Source organism: Alcaligenes sp. RM2 (assembly GCF_052931795.1).
Genome location: NZ_JBRFIO010000004.1, coordinates 71,407 through 88,854, shown reverse-complemented (window position 1 = coordinate 88,854; position 17,448 = coordinate 71,407). Strand labels below are relative to the sequence as shown.

Below are 17,448 nucleotides of genomic sequence, written 5' to 3'. Positions count from 1 at the left end.
CTTTATCTGAACCCCATGGACTTCAAAATCAAAGCACTACTAGGCCACACCCTGTTGGCCTTGAGCTGGGCCGGCAGCGCTTATGCCTACGAGACAGAATTCATTCTGAACAAACAAGGTCAACAAGCCTTTGAGTTGCGGATCTATGGGCCGGATGATGGCGGTTACGATACGTCGGATCAATCCAATCCACGCGTTTCCCCCTGGAATATTGACGAGAATGGTCGGCTGAAAATTCGTGCCGCCCTGGAGCGCTGGGCCGAAATCCTTGACCTGCCGGCGGGCTACACACCGGCTGTGATCAACTTGGGCACCATGAATGACAAGAACGCCAATGCCTATGGTGCCCAACTAAGTAACCCTGATCATCCCAACTTCGTCCTGTCGGCCTTGCAAGCACGCTTGCACGGAATCTTCCAGGGTGACCCAAACAACCCCGATGCGGTTATCAGCGTCGGAAAGCTGGATCTGGATACCGCCCCCGTCAATCCAAGCCAACTGCCCTTAACTGGCAAGGCGGACTACAACGCAGTCATTTTCCACGAGTTGGCGCATGCTTTGGGCATCAGCAATACAGTCACCGACAACCTGCCTGAAAACAGCTTTGATCCACCCGATCCCTTTTTCCTGAATGACCTTAGCCCCTGGGCCTTGGGCTTGCGCGATGACCAGGGTCGAGCCCCCAGCCCTGGACAGAAAATCCTGTGCTCGGTCTGCACCAACCCATATGATCCTGCCGCTTTTGACCTGCGCGAAGACAAGGGCTACTTCACTGGAGATCATGTACAGGAAGTCCTGAATGGCGCCATGCCGGGCATCCCCGTCAGCATCCTGAACGTTCATGACCAACCGCGATACGGAGTGGATCGCAACTACATGAGCCACACCGAGCTGCGCAACAGCTTGATGAGCCATCAGACCTATCGCAACTATGTGAATCTGATGGAAGCCGAGCTTGCCGCCCTGCAGGATATTGGGCTGAGCATTGATCGTCGCAACTTCTTTGGCTATTCGGTCTATGGGGACGGTGTCACCCTGAACAATACCAATGGCTACTTTGCCCGCAATGCAAACGGCACGGCCTACCTGCCCGGTCAATACAATATGGCCACGCAAGGCTTGGGGCTGCACATTTATGGCGAACGCAACATCATTACCCAGGCGGCGGATTTACTGACAGCCGGGCCAGGAGGCGTAGGCGTACGTGTGGATGGTAGCGAAAACACTCTCCTTATCCCCGAAGCCACGCGTGTTCATGCCCAGGGCTGGTATGGCCGCGGCCTGCAATTCAGCTATGGTCGTCATCACAATATTGTTCAGCAAGGTGAGGTCCGGGCAGATGGCCAAGCTGGCATCGGAGCCCTGTTTGACTTCGGCCAGAACGCCATGGGTAGCGACGATGAGTATCACGGCTCCTGGCTAGTCGTAGTGGATGGCCAGCTACAAGCTGTACCGACCATTTTGCAAGGTGCCTTGATCAGCAATTACGATCTGTCCGGCACCTTGTCGGGCCAGAAAGCAGCCATCCATATCGCAGACAATGCCTGGGTGCAGAACATCAATATCTTGCAGGGCGCGCAAATTACTGGTGACATCACCTCGGACTACAACCGTCGCGACTCTGACCAGCAACTGCTCCTGACCCGCATCAGCTTCGGTCAAAAGGCCGATGAAAACGGTCGTGCCACCAAGGCGGCTGATCCTAACTTCCAGATGCGTTATGACGGCAATATCAAAGGTCAAAACAATCTGGCTGTTGTCATTGCCGGGGGCGCAACCTCCTTGAATGGACAACACGAGTTGTATGGCTTGCGAGTAGATCGGGGTGCCACCCTGTACGGCAATAGCGAATTCACGATCAACCCTGAATACAACTTCACCAATAACGGCACACTCAGCCCTGGGAATTCCTACGGGAACATGACGATCAAGGGCAACTTTGTCCAAGGTGCCGATGGCCGGATTCTGGTGGAGGCCTCGACCACGCAGAACGATCATATTGATGTGCAAGGTTTGGCGCAGCTGGATGGTGAACTGCACGTGGACTTGCAACCAGACTGGTATCAGAACGGCTGGACACTGAACCAGGACAAGGTGTTCACTGCCAGCCAAACACAAGGGCAGTTTGCTGCGCTCAATGCCACGCTGGCATCGCCCACCCTGAATGTACAAAGCACGGGCAATGGCTGGTCCGTCAGCCGTAATCAGGACGCTTATGCGCAATATGCTGCTTCGCCCAATGCAGCCTCGGTAGGTACCAGCCTGGCACAAGCCTCCTCGGGCAATCAGTCCCTGGCAGCGGTGTATCAGGCCATGGACTTCTCTCGGACTGATGGCAGCGATATTGGCCTGGCTTTGGACCAATTAAGTGCAGGATCTTACGCTGCCCAAACCGCTGCCGCCTTGCGTCGCGAACAACTGGTATCCGAACAATTGCGCCAAACCGACGGTATCAACAAGAGCGGCTGGCAAAGCTTCATCCAGACCTATGGGGGCCGCTACCACTGGCAACTGGGTAACAACGATGTTGACCACCGCAGCGAGACCTATGGGGTAATGCTGGGGGCGGAACACCGGGCTGAAGGCAGTGACTGGAGCCTGGGGGTGCATGGTAATGCCAACGAGCAGCGCGTCAACGTAGACGCCCCCTTCCAGGCCAAGAGCAAGCTGACCGGTCTGGGCCTGGGGGTGCATGCCCGCTACCGTGGCTACAGCCAGGAAGGCTGGAATGGCTTGGCCCAACTACGTCTGGGTATCGAACAGGGCAAGATGAACCGCAACATCAGCTTTGCGGGCTATCAAGCACGTCCCTCCTCGGATTGGACAGGGCATACCTTCTCGCTCGGTGTACAGACTGGCTACAACTGGACGCTGGGCGAGAACGGCAGCATCGGGCCGGTTCTGGCTCTGGATTACCTCCATTACCGGCGCCCTGGACTGGAAGAGAGCGGCGATGCCGCCAGCCGTCTGCGCCTGGACGCCAGCCGCCAAAATGCCTTGCAGGCTTCCATTGGCCTGGCCCTGCGTCAAAACTGGAATTTAAGCCAGGATCGCCAACTGCAAACGTCCTTATCGATTGCTTGGGAGCAGGCTTTGCTAAGCCGTAACCAGACCCAGGAAGCGGCCTTTGCCAGTGCCCAATCCGTGAGTTTTGATGGTCGTTACGCGCGGGTAGATAGCCATGCTTTGGCGCTGGGCACCAGCATCAGCTTGCAGCAATCCGAGCGTCTGCGTTTAGGTCTGTCGGCCAGTACCCGTTTATTAGGGGATAGCCGTGCCGATATAAACGGTAAATTATTCCTGAACTGGATGTTCTAAACGCTCTGAAACGTAAGAGGCCGACTGTTAGTCGGCCTCATTCGGAGATACAGGAGCGGGTTGAACCCGTTTCATTCCAGACCATCGATCCACATCAATATGTTGACCGGGAATCAAGACCCGAGTCTGTCGACGCCACCATGTCCCGCTAGATACTTCGACCGATCCAGTATCCACAGCAAATTTCATTTGATCGCTGTCCAGAAAAGCCGAAAACTGCCCCTTGTTACTGCGAGCCTGCGCAAAGCTGGAAAAGACCGTCACACTCTTTGGTGTGGGATCAGCCAGCAACAGCGTGACCTGTCCACGTAAAAGCTGCAGATTCAATCTGTCCTCGTATTCACGGATTTCAAGGGCTGAATCCGGGCCCAAGCGCAGCACGGCCCCATCAACAAACCGTTGCTCCAGCATTTGAGCCCCCGATACCAGGTGCTCTTCTCGCAATATCGGCTCGGGCCAGGAGAAAAACACGGTCAGCGCCAAGGCCAACACCAGTAAACCCGCCAGCAAACCACGGTGATAGGGCTTGAGCAACGCTGGCTTTTCCCCCGAGCCAGCCAATAAACGGCGTATCTCATGCTCGGGCGCATCCAGGCTGGCGTCACAAAAATAGCAAATATATCGATATGAACGTTCGTTTTCAGGATTGTCACGGCGCCAATCCTCAAATTCCCGTAATTCAGCTGCGGTAGCCTCGCCCGAGTTCAAGCGAGTAAACCAGTAAGCAGCCTGTGCGTGGGCCTGCGTATGCTCCAGCAGTTCCCCTTGATATGTCGTCATAGCGGCATCTAACCTTGTTCAGTTAAGCCAGCAATAGGGCGGTTTCAGTCCGACGGATTGTCCCTTCCGCTCAAGGCCAAAACCTTAAAAAACGAAACCAGCAGCCACCAACCCTCTAAATTCCACCTTTGAAAACGATACGTTTTTATTTTATACATTCGCTTCAAATGCTTACATTAACTCAAATTGACCCATTCCAAACAAATTCGCCTTATTTAATTACACTCACCACAGAAAAACTGCAGATTACAGGTAAAAAAAGCCGGAATCAGGTCGTTAACTAGTGAAAACCGTCCAAAACTTGGCCACTAAGCAGGTCATGAACCTGTTCTTTTCTTTGATCCGATTCGTCATCCGCAGGCAATACCATTCTCAATAAAAGTGGCCACTGCGGGTAAAAGCGATAGTTGGGCGTCGACACACGCGTACCGGCTGGATAACTAAATCCGCCGAATTGAAATTCTCGAGCCAATTGAGCATGCGAGAGATAAAGTAGATCTTTATTTTTATCGACTGAGAAATAAGCACGCTCCAAAGGCAGATTCCATGCCTGAACCTGTAAACCCTCTTCCTCTACACGTACCATCCAACGGTCCTGATCCCGCTCACCGTTGACATACAAAGTCCCATCCGGCCTTGCCTGAACCAAAGTGCCGGCAGGTAGATCCAGAACAAAATCCGGGGCTGTGTTCATATTGGAAGCCGCCGCATAGGGACTCCAGCCCCTGATCTGATTCCCTTTAGCCAAAAAGCAGCTGACAAAACGAAAACCGTGCTCTGCCATGGGATCTTGTTCCATTTCAAGCACTTGGCTGCCATCACATTGCCAGCCCTCCAATTCCGTATCGCCTGCCAGATGCAGCTTCCAGCTGGAGTTCTGCAAATCGGGCCGGAGGCGCTTGAAAGACAGGACTGGAGCATTGCCTACCATGACCGCCTCCGGGAAACGAGCCCAGGACACGCTGTCCGGGTCGCCCCACACACTCAACTCCAGCTCTGTTCCGGCTGGCATATCAATTCCGGCAAAACGGCCAGGCTCTTTTAAAACATGCTGCCGACTAGCCAGCTCCTGTGCCTGACGTTTATCGAACTGATAGACCTCCCATTGGAAATAACTGTAATAGAGCGCCAATACAAGCAAAGGAAGCAAAACAAGTACGCGTGGCCAGGGGTTTTTCTTAAAGTTTGCCCGGCTCTGTGGCTGTACTAAAAGCAAAACCACCCAGACCAGCACAATAATCAAGGCAAGCGGCCCGAGCGTAATAATCAGCAGAAACAGCAAAGAAAATGGAGCGACAGGAATCATAAGAGATCAAAAAACCATAAAAAGTCGCAATAAAGAAGGCCAAAAAAAATGTACAGCCTGTCTTGCTGACTACTGCGCTGATCGGCCAAAAACAAGGGAAGGGAGTTACCAATACAGGCACGGCACCGCCATGCCCGTTTAAACCGCTTGGCATCGTCTCAGGCGATCTGGATGTGTCCTTCCATATACAGGACGGCCTGGCCTTTCAAGAACACGCGGTCACCCGTTAAGGTGCAATCCAATACACCACCACGGGCAGAAGCCTGATACGCCAGCAAATGAGTTTTGCCCAGGATAGGAGCCCAGTACGGCAGCAAAGCACAATGGGCCGAGCCCGTAACCGGATCTTCCTCAATACCGTGACCAGGAGCAAAAAAGCGGCTGACAATATCAAACTGGCCCGAGCCCGGCGCTGTCACAATGCATCCGTCACAGCCACTGGCCAGCATGGCTGCCGCATCCACCTGCAGCTGTCGCACTTGCTCTTCCGTTTCCAATACAGCCAGATGGGTGAAGTCATTACGCCACAGTTGCGTAATCTTGGTGCCCAAGGCTTGCTCCAGCAAAGGATTGTCATCCACACGGTGAACCGGGCGCACAGGCAAATCCATGACATAGCTGTCTTGGTCACGACGCACCGTCAAAGCACCACTTAGCGTATGGAACACCACCTGGCTGTCCTGGGGACGCACATGCTGCAGCACAACGGCGGCGCTGGCCAATGTTGCGTGTCCACACAAGGGCACTTCTACCGTAGGGGTGAACCAGCGCAGGCGAAAGTCCTGGCCTTGTGGCACCAGAAAGGCGGTTTCGGCAAGATTGTTCTCCTGCGCAATCGACTGCATCAAGGCATCGTCAGGGAACTCGGGTAACAACACCACGGCGGCAGGATTGCCTGCAAACAAGGTGTCAGTAAAGGCATCAAGCTGATAGATGGGTAAGCGCATTCTGCCTCCAGGCATGGAATTCAAGGTGAGTCCCCAGTATAGAAAAATAGACTCTTTGAAGGCAGGTAAATCCGCGGAACAGGGCATTGTTTTAATGCCGCCTATCTTTTCCATTTTTAAAGCACCAGACACGCGAGCGCTTTTTGCAAACGCCTGTTTGCATTCCATTAGTTGGACCCGAGCGCTTCCCGCTTATTTACCTGATGCCACACGCTTCTTTTTGCGGATTCAGCAATTACATCGGGTGCAAGGCCGCGCCATTTGATCAATCAAACATTTGCCGCCTCTAAAAGACAGGCGGAAAGACGATCAAAATGCAGCAGGGCAGCCTGGCTCAAGTCCACTTGTTTGCGGCGAGTGTCCTCCGTATCACTAAGGACGATCCAGCCTTTCTCGCGCATGGATTTGAGGCGGGTATGAATAGTCGCGGGCGATCCCAGCCGTTCTACGGCCATGACATCGCGCACCGACAAACGCAAACAGTCTTTCGATGCCTTGGCAACCAGCACCAGGATCCGCTCTTCAAGAGGGTCCAGGCAAGGTAAGCAAGGCAGGGTATGCAGCGAATCGGCGAGCTGCAAAAAACGCATATAAATATCAGCAGGTCTGGTGGCAGTTTTCATAACAAAATCTTTATTCCTTTAAGAACCGCTACCACAGCGTCCTTTCTAGAAATAAGTTCTGGTTATTATTGTTTTTATTCCGCCCAGGTAAAGCAAAAAACAACACTGCTTTATGGCCCGAGTGATTGGAATGAGTTTCGGTGCTTATCATGCACTTAAAATTAAACGCTTAAGACCGGGCCTGAATTCCGTACGGAAAGGGGTCTTGAGTCGGGCGATTTATCTGGAATTTTATCAGATAAGCCCTTGATTTAGCTTGAACACTACAGTCCAGACGAAGCAAAATTGTAAGTAGGTGCAGACACGTAGTTAGTTAGTAAGCTGCCTCACATTAAACGCTAATAAAGGGACTTAGCGCAGAGAACAAGAACAGTTACAAAATCCAGGCCCGATGATATAAGCATCCTTTCCAAACAATTTTCCGCCCGCTTGTCCTGGTCGTCACAAAACCGTGCCCAGGATCTTTAGCCACACGTGTTTCAGACCGATAAAATGTGGTGAACAGCGCTCGGAGCGCCTAACGCGCCCCCTCAGATCACTATAAAATCTGGAACGATAAGAAATGATTCTTCACCTTGAGACACCGCTCATTTTTTCACACGCCTTGAGCGAGCAGCTTGGCAAACAAATCTGGTTAAAAATGGATGCGCTGCAACCTAGCGGATCATTCAAAATTCGCGGTATTGGCCACTTGTGTCAGCACCATGCCCAGCAAGGAAAGAAGCGCTTTATCATTTCTTCGGGAGGCAATGCCGGAATTGCCGTTGCCTATGCCGGACGCCGCCTGACCATGCCCACCCTTGTTGTCGTCCCCGAAACCACTAGCGAACACGCCAGACGCTTGATTCAACGGGAAAAAGCCGAGCTGCACGTAATCGGCAAGAACTGGCAGGAAGCTCATGAGTATGCGCTGACCCTGGTGCAAGAAGACGACGCCCTGATTCACCCATTTGATGACCCCTTGCTTTGGGAAGGCCACGCCAGCCTGATCGCAGAAGTGGCCCAAATGGGCGTACAGCCGGATGCCGTCTTGCTGGCTGTAGGCGGAGGTGGCTTGCTATGCGGGATGGCCCAAGGCCTGCGGGAGCAGGGTTGGGACAAAACCCCGATTATTGCGGTAGAAACCCAGGGCACCGCCAGCCTGGGCGAGTCGGTAAGGCAGCGCCAGCACATCACACTTGGCGAAGTCAGTGGGGTTGCCACCTCCTTGGCTGCACCACGCGTCTGCGATCAGGCCTACGCCATTAGCCAATCTCATCCCACCACCTGCGTTCAGGTCAGCGATGCTCAGGCCGTCAGCGCATGCCTGCGCTTTCTGACCGATCATCGCGTTCTGGTGGAACCCGCATGTGGCGCGGCTTTGTCGACTCTCTACCTGGATCATGAGGCCCTGGCTCCGTACAGCAACATTCTGGTCGTTGTGTGTGGTGGCAACACCACGACGCTGGAGCAGTTGGTGCAGTGGCGGGCCACTCCTTAAGCTGTCCATGAACGGCCCTGACGCATTTGGCAAAAATAATTATTTTCTATCGCATCTGCAATCTGGAAAACAGGGTACAGGGATTAAAAAACCCCATCACATGATTTTCATATGATGGGGTTTTTATTTATTATTTTTATTCCTGATACGCTCTAATTTTCAGAGCGTATAAAGTAAAACATATGTTCCACGTGGAACAAAAGCGCCTAAAACAGCCTTAAAAAGGCTTTACGAGAGGCAAATCCTTTCGAATCAAAGCAGAAAAATCCTGCCCCTCCTGCTGCGACAAGGCTCTCGGGTTGATGTAGCCCAGTTGCTTCAGTTCCTGGAAACTATGGCCTGGTGCCAAAGCATTCAGACCATACACATACTCGGCCAAATAGCCCGAAGCCAGCACACGCCAGTCCCACGGTATGCCGTCCACGATCCTGGAGACCATGTCGTAAACAATGGTGGTGCAATTAGCCGTCAAGGTGTTGTAGAAACGGGGAGTAGTCTGCAATTGCTGGCCCTGCTCCACATAAGACAAGAACAAGGCCTGCATGGCAGGTTTTGCCAATTCAACGCTGTACATATACACGTCTTCGCCGCGCGCATTGCTACGGGTACGCACAATGTCCTGCTCTGTTGCCGCAATCAAGCTCAACTCAAACTCTTTGAAAAAACCGCCTATCGCAGAAAATGCCTCGTGCTTTTCCTTGCGTATTTCTACCGAAAACACCACATGGCGGCCATCCTCAAACCCGAAAGACACCAGGGTATGAGCGATCACCGGGCCCATCCAGTACGAAAGGAACATATCTACCGATTTGAGCGTCTGCAGATCGTAGTCCTGGCTAATCCAATGCTCATCAAAATCGGTCTCGCTGCGCCAGTTAAAGTCACGCACATTGTGCAGAGTCACCACGGAACCATTTACCTCGCCGTAACTCATTCTGGCCACATCAGGCGCCCATTCCCGGTCGTTGCTGGGCGCAATACTGCTCCACCAGACTACCAGCACCAGAAAGCCCAACGCCTGGGGTGCAAAGAGCCAGTTCTTGCCCTTGCTCAAGGCATACAGGCTCAATCCAGCCACCGCTACCCAGCCAGCCAATGCCAGCCAGCGCCCCAGACCTGCTGACAACTGAAACTGTAGTGCCAGCGCGCCCCAGGCCGCTACCGCCAAGACCAATAACAGGACCAAAATCTTGATCACTATCGCCCCCCACCTTTTCATACTCACTCCACAGACCTCTTGAATACAGATTACTTTTAAGCGCTGAACCGTCAAAAAAAGCCCCGCACAACGCCTTCGGCTTGCTGCCCCCCCAAAAAAGGGGGAATTTTTGCCGGAGGCGCCGAGCCTTTAGGCGACCCGACGACAAAAAAAAACCTGTGTCCACTTGAACACAGGTTTTATTCATTAGAAAACAGGGTTTAGCCCTGATAGCCCATCGCTTGACCTTGGCGGATTACGCCTTGCGGCTGCCAGCTCGGATCAAAACGATAGGCGCTTTCTTTGGGGAACAGCATCACCACCGTGGAACCCAGCAGAAATCGGCCCATTTCCTGCCCCTTTTGCAAGGCGATATTCTGACCTTCGTAGTTCCACTCGTGGATCTTGCCGTCACGCGAGGCATTTACCACACCATGCCAAACCGTGACCATACTGCCCACCACCGTCGCCCCCACCAGCACCAACACGAACGGGCCTTGCTCGGAGTCAAAAAAGCAGACCACACGTTCATTACGGGCAAACAGGCCGGGAACACCGCGCGCCGTCGTCGGATTGACCGAGAATAAATCGCCCGGTACATGAATCATGCGCTTGAGCACACCCGCACAAGGCATATGTACCCGGTGATAGTCGCTAGGACTCAAGTACAGGGTCGCAAACAGCCCATCCTGATAGCGGGCAGCCTCCTGAGCGTCTCCGCCTACCAAAGCCGTCGTCGAGTAACTATGCCCCTTCGCCTGGAACACCTCGGCACCCTGGATAGGCCCCAACTGGCTGATGGCACCATCAACCGGGCTGACCAAGGCCGTCTCCGCGATAGGGCGGGCACCAGGACGCAAGGCACGACCAAAAAACTCGTTAAAGGTGGCGTAGCTGGCTGGGTCGGAGTTTTCTGCCTCGCTCATGTCGACCTGATAACGGTCGATAAAACGCTTGATAGCCCAGGTCGTGCGCCCGCCCATGGGCTTGGAGGCCAAACCGCCTAGAAACTGGGTCAGAGCCTGTTTAGGGAGCAGGTACTGGGGAAGAACAGCCAAACGGGGATGCATAAAATCAGCTCGCAAACAAATCCTGCTTCAGCCTGGGGCCAAAGCGTTTATGCCATTCAATGTAATTGTGTTTCACGCGCCACATCCGGCCGGGGCCACCACTTCAAAGGCCGCGCAACTGTCAGGAATCAGGCACCAAACACTGGCAGGAACAAAACAATACGCACTTGTAGCACAGGTTGCCGCCATACGACATAAAAGGGCGGGCAAGCCCGTCCCATCAGACGTATACAACCCGGTCGCGGCCTTCTTCTTTGGCCTGATACAAGGCGCGATCAACCCGGCGCAGCGTACGCTCGTAATCCGGGTGTCCGTCGTACAAGGCCACACCAATACTGGCGGTGATACTCATGCTTTCGCCATCCACAACCCGGAAGGTCTCCGCATGAATACGTAGACGCAAATTACGGGCGGCACGCATCGCACCATCCGCATCCACGTCGACCAAGACCAGAAGGAACTCTTCGCCCCCAAGGCGGAACACGTAGTCACCGGCACGCGCGCTATTGCTGAGCAGTTCAGCAAACTGACGCAGGATACGATCACCGGCATCATGGCCATGGGTATCATTAACCCGCTTGAAGAAGTCTATATCCACGGCCAGCAGCGCAAAACGCGATCCCCGCTGCTGGGCATAGCCCACTTCACGGCTAAGCACGACAGGCAGGTATTTACGGCTTAACAGGCGGGTCAGCACGTCCCGGCCCGACTCCAGCTCGTTTTGCTGCTCGAACAAGCGATCCAGGTGCAAACCAATGGCTCGGGTTCGATCACGCAGCTCATGCAAGCGTAGAACCTGTCCTTTCGCGTCCCCTTGCTCGAAAGCCGGCATCAGCTCGGTATCAATCAGGTTCATCAAGTCCAGGATCTCACGACTCTCTACCGTGCCCTGAAAGGCATGCGCGCCCTTGTGCTTGAACCAGATACCGAAGTCCGAATCTCCGATTCGCGGGGCAGGCGTCACACCATTGTTGACCGCCATCGCAAACATGAAGAGATTTTCCCAATCCAGCAGCGCGGCTCGCTGTCGACCACGCTCGGCCGCTACGTTCTGCACAATGGCAAACAGGCGATAGGACTCTTCAGCACGGGATTTACGCTCACGCGAATTGGCATAGGCATGGCTCATCAGCTCCATCGCCAGATCAATGAAGTTCTGAATGTAGCGATAGCACTCCCAGGCCTGCTCGGAACTAATAGTCGAAGATTCAAACAGGAAGCGGGCGTAACGCCCCTTGAGCAAGCGTGCACCACGCAGCACCAGGTGAACCGGCACCCCAACCCGAGCATGGACCTCGCCAACCTGATTTTGCAGCTTGACCTGATCTTGCATATCACTGTGCTCATCCACCGAAAACAGCTGTACCAACCAACTGCGCAAGGAGCGATGCAAGCGCTTGTGTACCTGATCATGCGAGAGATACACCTGTGCGGCAGGGTGCTTGAGCATATGCGTATAAAAGTGGGTCGCAAGCTCGTCCTGATTATCTTGAGTGATAGTCAGCACATGAGCACGGACCGCCAGGGGCACTTTCTGGAGCAAGCCGTGCCAGTCCTGAGCGGCTTCTTCGATATTCGGTTGAGACATGAAGTACAGGGAGAGTAGCGAGACGATACTTAAGGATTAAACAGCCTTGGCGGCAATTGTTACATGAGGGGAGATTTCGCGCTATTTCTTATAGCGATACAAGCCACGGGCTAGCAGGAGAATACCCTTGCTGCCCACAAGGAAAAAACATACCCCTTGAAGATAAGTGGGTGATTCCACGGGCCAAGGCAGAATTACGTTGTCCATGTACTGAAGCAAGTGCCGGTTTCGCCTCACTTTGACAGCAGTTTGCGATTCAAACCCATGGCTTTGTCGACCTAAACGCCCCGAAAGTTCCACGGTGAGCAGATTGTCCTATCAAAGTCGATAGCTGACAAAACGAATTGCCCACTATCGCCAAAAAGCCACGTTTGGCATACGGACAGAGAACGATCAATAAAGCGTGCTAGTGCTTGGGCAGGGGAGGGAGTGCCGGGAAACAGGCACATAGGACTGGGTTTATATCCAATACTGAGCAAATACCCAGACTTCCATAAGACAGCCTGGCCGCCGCAGTCGGGTCGGGTCGGGTCGGGTCGGGTCGGGTCGGGTCGGGTCGGGTCGGGTCGGGTCGGGTCGGGTCGGGTCGGCAGATAGGTTCCACCGCTAAACCCGATCATTCAATACTTATTACTCTGCTTGAAGTCATTTTTTATTAAAAATAAGCAAACTTTAGCTAAAAAACTCGGGAAGGAATCAAGAAACACTTAAAGAAAGCGACTGGAGAATAGAGATAAACAGACTCAAATGATTGATTAGTTTCTGTTTTTTCTAAGGAAGCCCATTAATAAAAAAAGAGGCCATTCCAAATAAAAGATAGATAAATAAGGAGAAAGCAATCCAGACAAAAATTAAAAATTCGGATTGATAATTTTTTATTATTTGAAAAAAGAAATAAAGACTGAAATAAAAACAAAACCACGATATTGAATTACAAAAACAGGGTTTTGTTTAGATCGAGAAAGCAGATAACAATCGTGATAATCAAACTTATCCACAGGGTTTGGATAACAAAGAAATCCACAATTTTATTAACAAAACAGATTAAACCAGAAATGGAAATATAAAACCTGGTGAAATCAGCGGTTAATAAGAAAGTGAATAATTTGTGGATATTATAAGGGCTTAATTCGCACTTCAACATGATGTTGGTGCAAACACCGACATCCGCTCATCCAGATGCTCCAGGCGGGCGAGATCCGGCCAGAAAATCGGTCAGGGACTGGGCAAAAAAGCTATATTTGAGGCAGCTACTGGCTCTGGGCCCCTGTGGATAAGCTCCAAGAAGGCCTGCTGTGGACCTGCTGTGGATGAAAGGGGGATAAGTTGCCTGTCTGGCCAGGCCTCAAATCTTGTCCAGTTTCGGTCCACCGACTCCATCGGGGTGGTGCACAGGCAGAAGTAATCAATAAGTTGCTGAAATTAAAGGTTAATTTCTATCTATGCCACTTATCCACAGACACCCATTATCCATTACCAGTTATATATATAGTTATTATTAAATAAAGATCTCTTCACCCATGCCCAACTTTCTTGTACAGCCTTTACCTGCTGGTTCTTTAGACATCATCGGTGATGTACACGGAGAGCTCCAGGCCTTGCAACAACTGATCCAAAATTTGGGTTACCAGGAAGATGGCTCTCATCCAGAGAAACGTAGCCTGATATTTGTGGGAGATTATTGTGACCGAGGTCCTGATAGCCCTGCTGTAATTGAATACCTTAAGTACTTGATAAATAATAATAAAGCAAAAGGAATATTAGGTAATCATGAAATCAATCTACTGATAGACGATGCAAAAGATGGATCAGGTTGGTATTTTGATCAGCGTTATCAATCAGATTTAAAGAATTACTCTCCATTTACGCGTGCAAAACCTCAAAATAGAGATAAAATCCGGAAGTTTTTAAGCTCACTACCCATTGCATTGGAAAGAAATGATCTGAGAATTGTGCATGCAGCCTGGAATAATCCTGCTATTGATGCAATTAGATCGGTTAAAAGCGAAGATTTTCTTGATTTTTTCTTTGAATGTGAGCGTAAAGCTGATACGTATGCAGAAAAAAAAGGAATTCTGAATAAATATCTAGCGGCAAAACAAGAATGGAAAGAAAAAATTGAAGACCCAAAGGCCTTGATGCCTTTGTTGCAGGCCTACATTGACTACGATTTGGTCAAAAATGACTTCAACCCCATCCGTTTGCTGACTTCCGGCACTGAAGGACCCGCAGATCGTCCGTTTTTTGCTGGCAACCGTTGGCGTTTTTCCGACCGAACTCCTTGGTGGAACAGCTACCAGGACGATATTCCTGTCGTTTTTGGCCACTATTGGCGCCAGCTTTTCCCTCAACCAACAGCGAAAATGTCTAAATATTCCTTATTATTCAAGGATATAGATCCATTTTCCTGGCATGGAGCAAAGAAAAACACGTTTTGCGTGGATTTTTCCGTAGGGGCTCGTTGGCGCGATCGCCGCAAGGACCAGGCACCTGAAGGCTCCGCTTTTCACCTGGCCGCTTTGCGTTGGCCAGAGAAAATCATCATGACAGACACCGGATTTACCCAAGCAACCCGATAAATTCACTTTATATTCCGCTGTTACAATTTTCTTTGCTGTGGATAAGCTCTAGGAAGAGCATTGTGAACAGGGTGTGGATACATAAGGCATAAGTAGGTACTTCTTTGTGAAGTCTAAAAGTTGTACCTAAACCATCCACCGGTAAGCGTTAGATCTATCCCCGGAAAAAAAAGCGCTAAGCTCTTGTTTTAACGCTGCTAAAGACACTTGTTCGACTTATCAACAGGGCTCCATCCAATAATTCCAATAAAAGATTTAAGTGCTTGTTATATAAGATAAGTTCAACTCTCTGCAGGCCAGCTCCATGCCCTTTGCAAGCTAAAAGTTCTCGACTAAGATGCAGTCCATGAACAAAAATCACGATCTCTCTCAAAGCTGGCTTATGCGGCTTTTGCATACAGAAATATGAGCGGTAAAGGCTGAAAATTTATTTTCAGAACCATACAAGATCGACTTTGTCGTCTGTTCCCAGAGCTTTCTTTCAACATGAGAAAAACTCAAACAAAGGAACGGGGTGGCAAAAGAGGGGTGTTCTACCTGGACAACATGTTTGGCCAAGAGTTTGCTATGGCTGCAGGGATTGTTGCGCCTGGAGCTTGTACTAGGTCAATCTTGTTTGAATTTTTGACTTATCCACATTTTGTGGGTAAAGCGTTGGTTTGTGCTTGCTCGTATCTTGTGGTGCTCGAAGAGGCTTGGTGACCTGTGTATTTTCACAGTTGCAAAGTCTGTTCGAAGCTTGTGATATTGAAATAAGTCCTTGTTTTATATTTATATTTTTTGTGGTTTTAACTTTGAGGCCTGTTTTTTTGCAAGCCACATGAACTGAAACAGGAAGGCCTGCGAGCTGGCTGATTTTTACTTTTCTTAAAGGAAAAGAAGCGATAACTGGGCAAAAAATCAGGTTTACCCCCAAAGTTATCAACAGGACAGCGCTGGAAGGCTGTATTGCCTGTTTCATGTTTGGTGTTCTGTGGGGCACAAGGTGCGGGTTTTGTGGTTTACGGCAGATGGTTTGTGCTTCGGACAATGCTTGCTGTTTTACGTCGCCGTTGCAGGGCTTGTGTGACAGATTTAGGCAAGATTGCGACGACTGCACTTGTCCACAAAAATCAGGACACAAAAAAACCGCCTGACGGCGGTTTGATGAAGGTAGGGAAAAGAGCCTTTAGACCTTTTTCAGGCGTTCAATAGCCTGGTCCAGGGTGTTGAGCTGCTTGGCAAAGCAAAAACGCAGCAAACGATGGTTAGCCTGCTCAGAATTGGGATTCAGGTAGAAGGCAGACACGGGGATCGCGCCTACGCCATAGTTCTGGTTCAGATGCTTGGCAAAATCCAGCTCGGACAGCTCCGAAATGTGTTCGTAGCTGGCTAGCAAGAAGAAAGTCCCTTCACTGGGCATAGGAGTGAAACGGGTGTTCTGCAGACCTTGATGCAAATGATCGCGTTTTTCCTGGTAGAACGCGGGCAGACTCTCCCAGGTGGCTGGATCCTGCATATAGGTGGCTAAACCAGCCTGTAAGGGGCTAGGAACGGTAAAGACGGTGTATTGGTGGACCTTGCGAATTTCCGTGCTGAGACTGGCAGGAGCACAGCAGTAGCCTACTTTCCAACCTGTGGCGTGGAAGGTTTTGCCAAAGGAAGAAACGATTACTGCTCGTTCTGCCAGGAGAGGGCGGGTAGCAAGGCTCAGATGCTCTTTCTGATCGAAGGTCAGGTGTTCATAGACCTCATCGGACAAGATGATCAAGGAAGGATGCTTTTCTACAATCTGCTCTAACGCGTCCAGATCCTGGGGCTGCAAGATGGTGCAGGTTGGGTTGTGTGGGAAATTGATTACCAGCATACGGGTCTTGCTGGTGATGGCTTGTTCCACACGGTCCCAGTCGACGCGGTAGTAGGGTACAGCCTCGCTAGGTGCTGTCATGGGGACAGCAACAGGGGTACCTCCGGCCAGCTCGATGGCGGGGATATACAGATCGTAGAAGGGCTCGATTACGACGACCTCATCGCCTGTGTGCACAAAGGCCTGGAAACTGGCCATTAAGGCCTCAGTAGCGCCACTGGTGACGGTGATTTCCGTATCCACGTTGTAAAGGTGGCCATACCGAGCCTGCGTCTTGCTTGCAATGGCGGCTCGCAGGGCAGGGTAACCAGCCATGGCAGGGTATTGGTTGATGCCATCCAGCATGGCCTGGTGCACAGCCTCAATCAGGGCTGGATCCGGATTGAAGTCTGGAAAGCCCTGTCCCAGGTTAATGGCCTTATGCTCCAGAGCCAGCTGGCTCATGGTTGTAAAGATGGTGGTGCCCACAGAAGGGAGCTTGGATGTGATCTGCATGGGTCTACTGATATGAATAATAAAAATGCACCCGCGCTTCAGATTTGAGTAAAAAGTTGGGTGGCGAAGTATCAGACAAATTCTTGTCGAAAATACCATAGATTCTGCGCGTATCTGTTGATCGTGGAACTGAGCACTCAGGATCGGTTTCTTACATTGATATATCTATTGCCTATATAGGTTCCGAGCCCGGCTTCTCCTGCTGTTTTCCTTCCTCA

12 protein-coding genes are annotated in these 17,448 nt (G+C 51.3%); 3 read left to right on the top strand and 9 right to left on the bottom strand.

Translation table 11 applies throughout. From position 1 onward, the window contains the following. The first annotated feature begins 15 nt into the window (after positions 1-15). Entirely contained in the window at positions 16-3,318 is a 3,303-nt protein-coding gene (locus ACU6HM_RS14180; protein WP_446763965.1) for an autotransporter outer membrane beta-barrel domain-containing protein, read from the top strand. 27 nt (positions 3,319-3,345) lie between these two features. On the opposite strand, the gene ACU6HM_RS14175 is transcribed toward ACU6HM_RS14180, so the two are convergent. The 4 genes from ACU6HM_RS14175 to ACU6HM_RS14160 form a co-directional block, all read right to left on the bottom strand. Beyond that, entirely contained in the window at positions 3,346-4,098 is a 753-nt protein-coding gene (locus ACU6HM_RS14175; RefSeq protein WP_250756353.1) for a DUF4880 domain-containing protein, read from the bottom strand. 280 nt (positions 4,099-4,378) lie between these two features. Continuing rightward, complete coding sequence (locus tag ACU6HM_RS14170) at positions 4,379-5,404, bottom strand: hypothetical protein (RefSeq protein WP_446763964.1); 1,026 nt, start codon at positions 5,402-5,404, stop codon at positions 4,379-4,381. A gap of 158 nt (positions 5,405-5,562) precedes the next feature. Then, on the bottom strand, positions 5,563-6,351 hold the full coding sequence (locus ACU6HM_RS14165; protein WP_060186807.1) for a PhzF family phenazine biosynthesis protein: 789 nt from the start codon (positions 6,349-6,351) through the stop codon (positions 5,563-5,565). Between the two features lie 269 nt (positions 6,352-6,620). Further along, positions 6,621-6,974 (bottom strand): MarR family transcriptional regulator, encoded by a 354-nt coding sequence (locus tag ACU6HM_RS14160; protein ID WP_021447165.1) that lies wholly within the window; start codon positions 6,972-6,974, stop codon positions 6,621-6,623. A 562-nt stretch (positions 6,975-7,536) separates the two neighbouring features. On the opposite strand from ACU6HM_RS14160, the gene ACU6HM_RS14155 reads away from it, so the two are divergent. Continuing rightward, positions 7,537-8,454 (top strand): pyridoxal-phosphate dependent enzyme, encoded by a 918-nt coding sequence (locus tag ACU6HM_RS14155; protein ID WP_009458318.1) that lies wholly within the window; start codon positions 7,537-7,539, stop codon positions 8,452-8,454. A 217-nt stretch (positions 8,455-8,671) separates the two neighbouring features. On the opposite strand, the gene ACU6HM_RS14150 is transcribed toward ACU6HM_RS14155, so the two are convergent. From ACU6HM_RS14150 to ACU6HM_RS14140, 3 genes are all read right to left on the bottom strand, one after another. Beyond that, entirely contained in the window at positions 8,672-9,673 is a 1,002-nt protein-coding gene (locus ACU6HM_RS14150) for an Lnb N-terminal periplasmic domain-containing protein (protein WP_446763963.1), read from the bottom strand. A 200-nt stretch (positions 9,674-9,873) separates the two neighbouring features. Beyond that, a complete protein-coding gene (asd, locus tag ACU6HM_RS14145) occupies positions 9,874-10,722 on the bottom strand; it encodes an archaetidylserine decarboxylase (protein WP_009458320.1) in 849 nt (282 codons plus the stop codon). Positions 10,723-10,942: 220 nt separating this feature from the next. Next, positions 10,943-12,310, bottom strand: a complete 1,368-nt coding sequence (locus ACU6HM_RS14140) for a diguanylate cyclase (RefSeq protein WP_009458322.1) — start codon at positions 12,308-12,310, stop codon at positions 10,943-10,945. A 1,520-nt stretch (positions 12,311-13,830) separates the two neighbouring features. On the opposite strand from ACU6HM_RS14140, the gene ACU6HM_RS14135 reads away from it, so the two are divergent. Beyond that, entirely contained in the window at positions 13,831-14,889 is a 1,059-nt protein-coding gene (locus ACU6HM_RS14135; protein WP_446763962.1) for a metallophosphoesterase, read from the top strand. Positions 14,890-15,490: 601 nt separating this feature from the next. On the opposite strand, the gene ACU6HM_RS14130 is transcribed toward ACU6HM_RS14135, so the two are convergent. Together ACU6HM_RS14130 and ACU6HM_RS14125 are read right to left on the bottom strand one after the other, a co-directional pair. After that, complete coding sequence (locus ACU6HM_RS14130) at positions 15,491-15,850, bottom strand: hypothetical protein (RefSeq protein WP_446763961.1); 360 nt, start codon at positions 15,848-15,850, stop codon at positions 15,491-15,493. A gap of 207 nt (positions 15,851-16,057) precedes the next feature. Then, the gene (locus tag ACU6HM_RS14125) at positions 16,058-17,230 is read right to left on the bottom strand and encodes a methionine aminotransferase (RefSeq protein WP_254500154.1); all 1,173 of its coding nucleotides are present in this window, start codon (positions 17,228-17,230) and stop codon (positions 16,058-16,060) included. Positions 17,231-17,448: the final 218 nt, after the last annotated feature.

Coding starts and splice junctions, on each gene's coding strand:
- ACU6HM_RS14165 (WP_060186807.1), bottom strand. CDS start 6,351: ATGCGCTTACCCATCTATCAGCTTGATGCCTTTACTGACACCTTGTTT.
- ACU6HM_RS14175 (WP_250756353.1), bottom strand. CDS start 4,098: ATGACGACATATCAAGGGGAACTGCTGGAGCATACGCAGGCCCACGCA.
- ACU6HM_RS14130 (WP_446763961.1), bottom strand. CDS start 15,850: ATGAAACAGGCAATACAGCCTTCCAGCGCTGTCCTGTTGATAACTTTG.
- asd (WP_009458320.1), bottom strand. CDS start 10,722: ATGCATCCCCGTTTGGCTGTTCTTCCCCAGTACCTGCTCCCTAAACAG.
- ACU6HM_RS14155 (WP_009458318.1), top strand. CDS start 7,537: ATGATTCTTCACCTTGAGACACCGCTCATTTTTTCACACGCCTTGAGC.
- ACU6HM_RS14140 (WP_009458322.1), bottom strand. CDS start 12,310: ATGTCTCAACCGAATATCGAAGAAGCCGCTCAGGACTGGCACGGCTTG.
- ACU6HM_RS14135 (WP_446763962.1), top strand. CDS start 13,831: ATGCCCAACTTTCTTGTACAGCCTTTACCTGCTGGTTCTTTAGACATC.
- ACU6HM_RS14160 (WP_021447165.1), bottom strand. CDS start 6,974: ATGAAAACTGCCACCAGACCTGCTGATATTTATATGCGTTTTTTGCAG.
- ACU6HM_RS14180 (WP_446763965.1), top strand. CDS start 16: ATGGACTTCAAAATCAAAGCACTACTAGGCCACACCCTGTTGGCCTTG.
- ACU6HM_RS14125 (WP_254500154.1), bottom strand. CDS start 17,230: ATGCAGATCACATCCAAGCTCCCTTCTGTGGGCACCACCATCTTTACA.
- ACU6HM_RS14170 (WP_446763964.1), bottom strand. CDS start 5,404: ATGATTCCTGTCGCTCCATTTTCTTTGCTGTTTCTGCTGATTATTACG.
- ACU6HM_RS14150 (WP_446763963.1), bottom strand. CDS start 9,673: ATGAAAAGGTGGGGGGCGATAGTGATCAAGATTTTGGTCCTGTTATTG.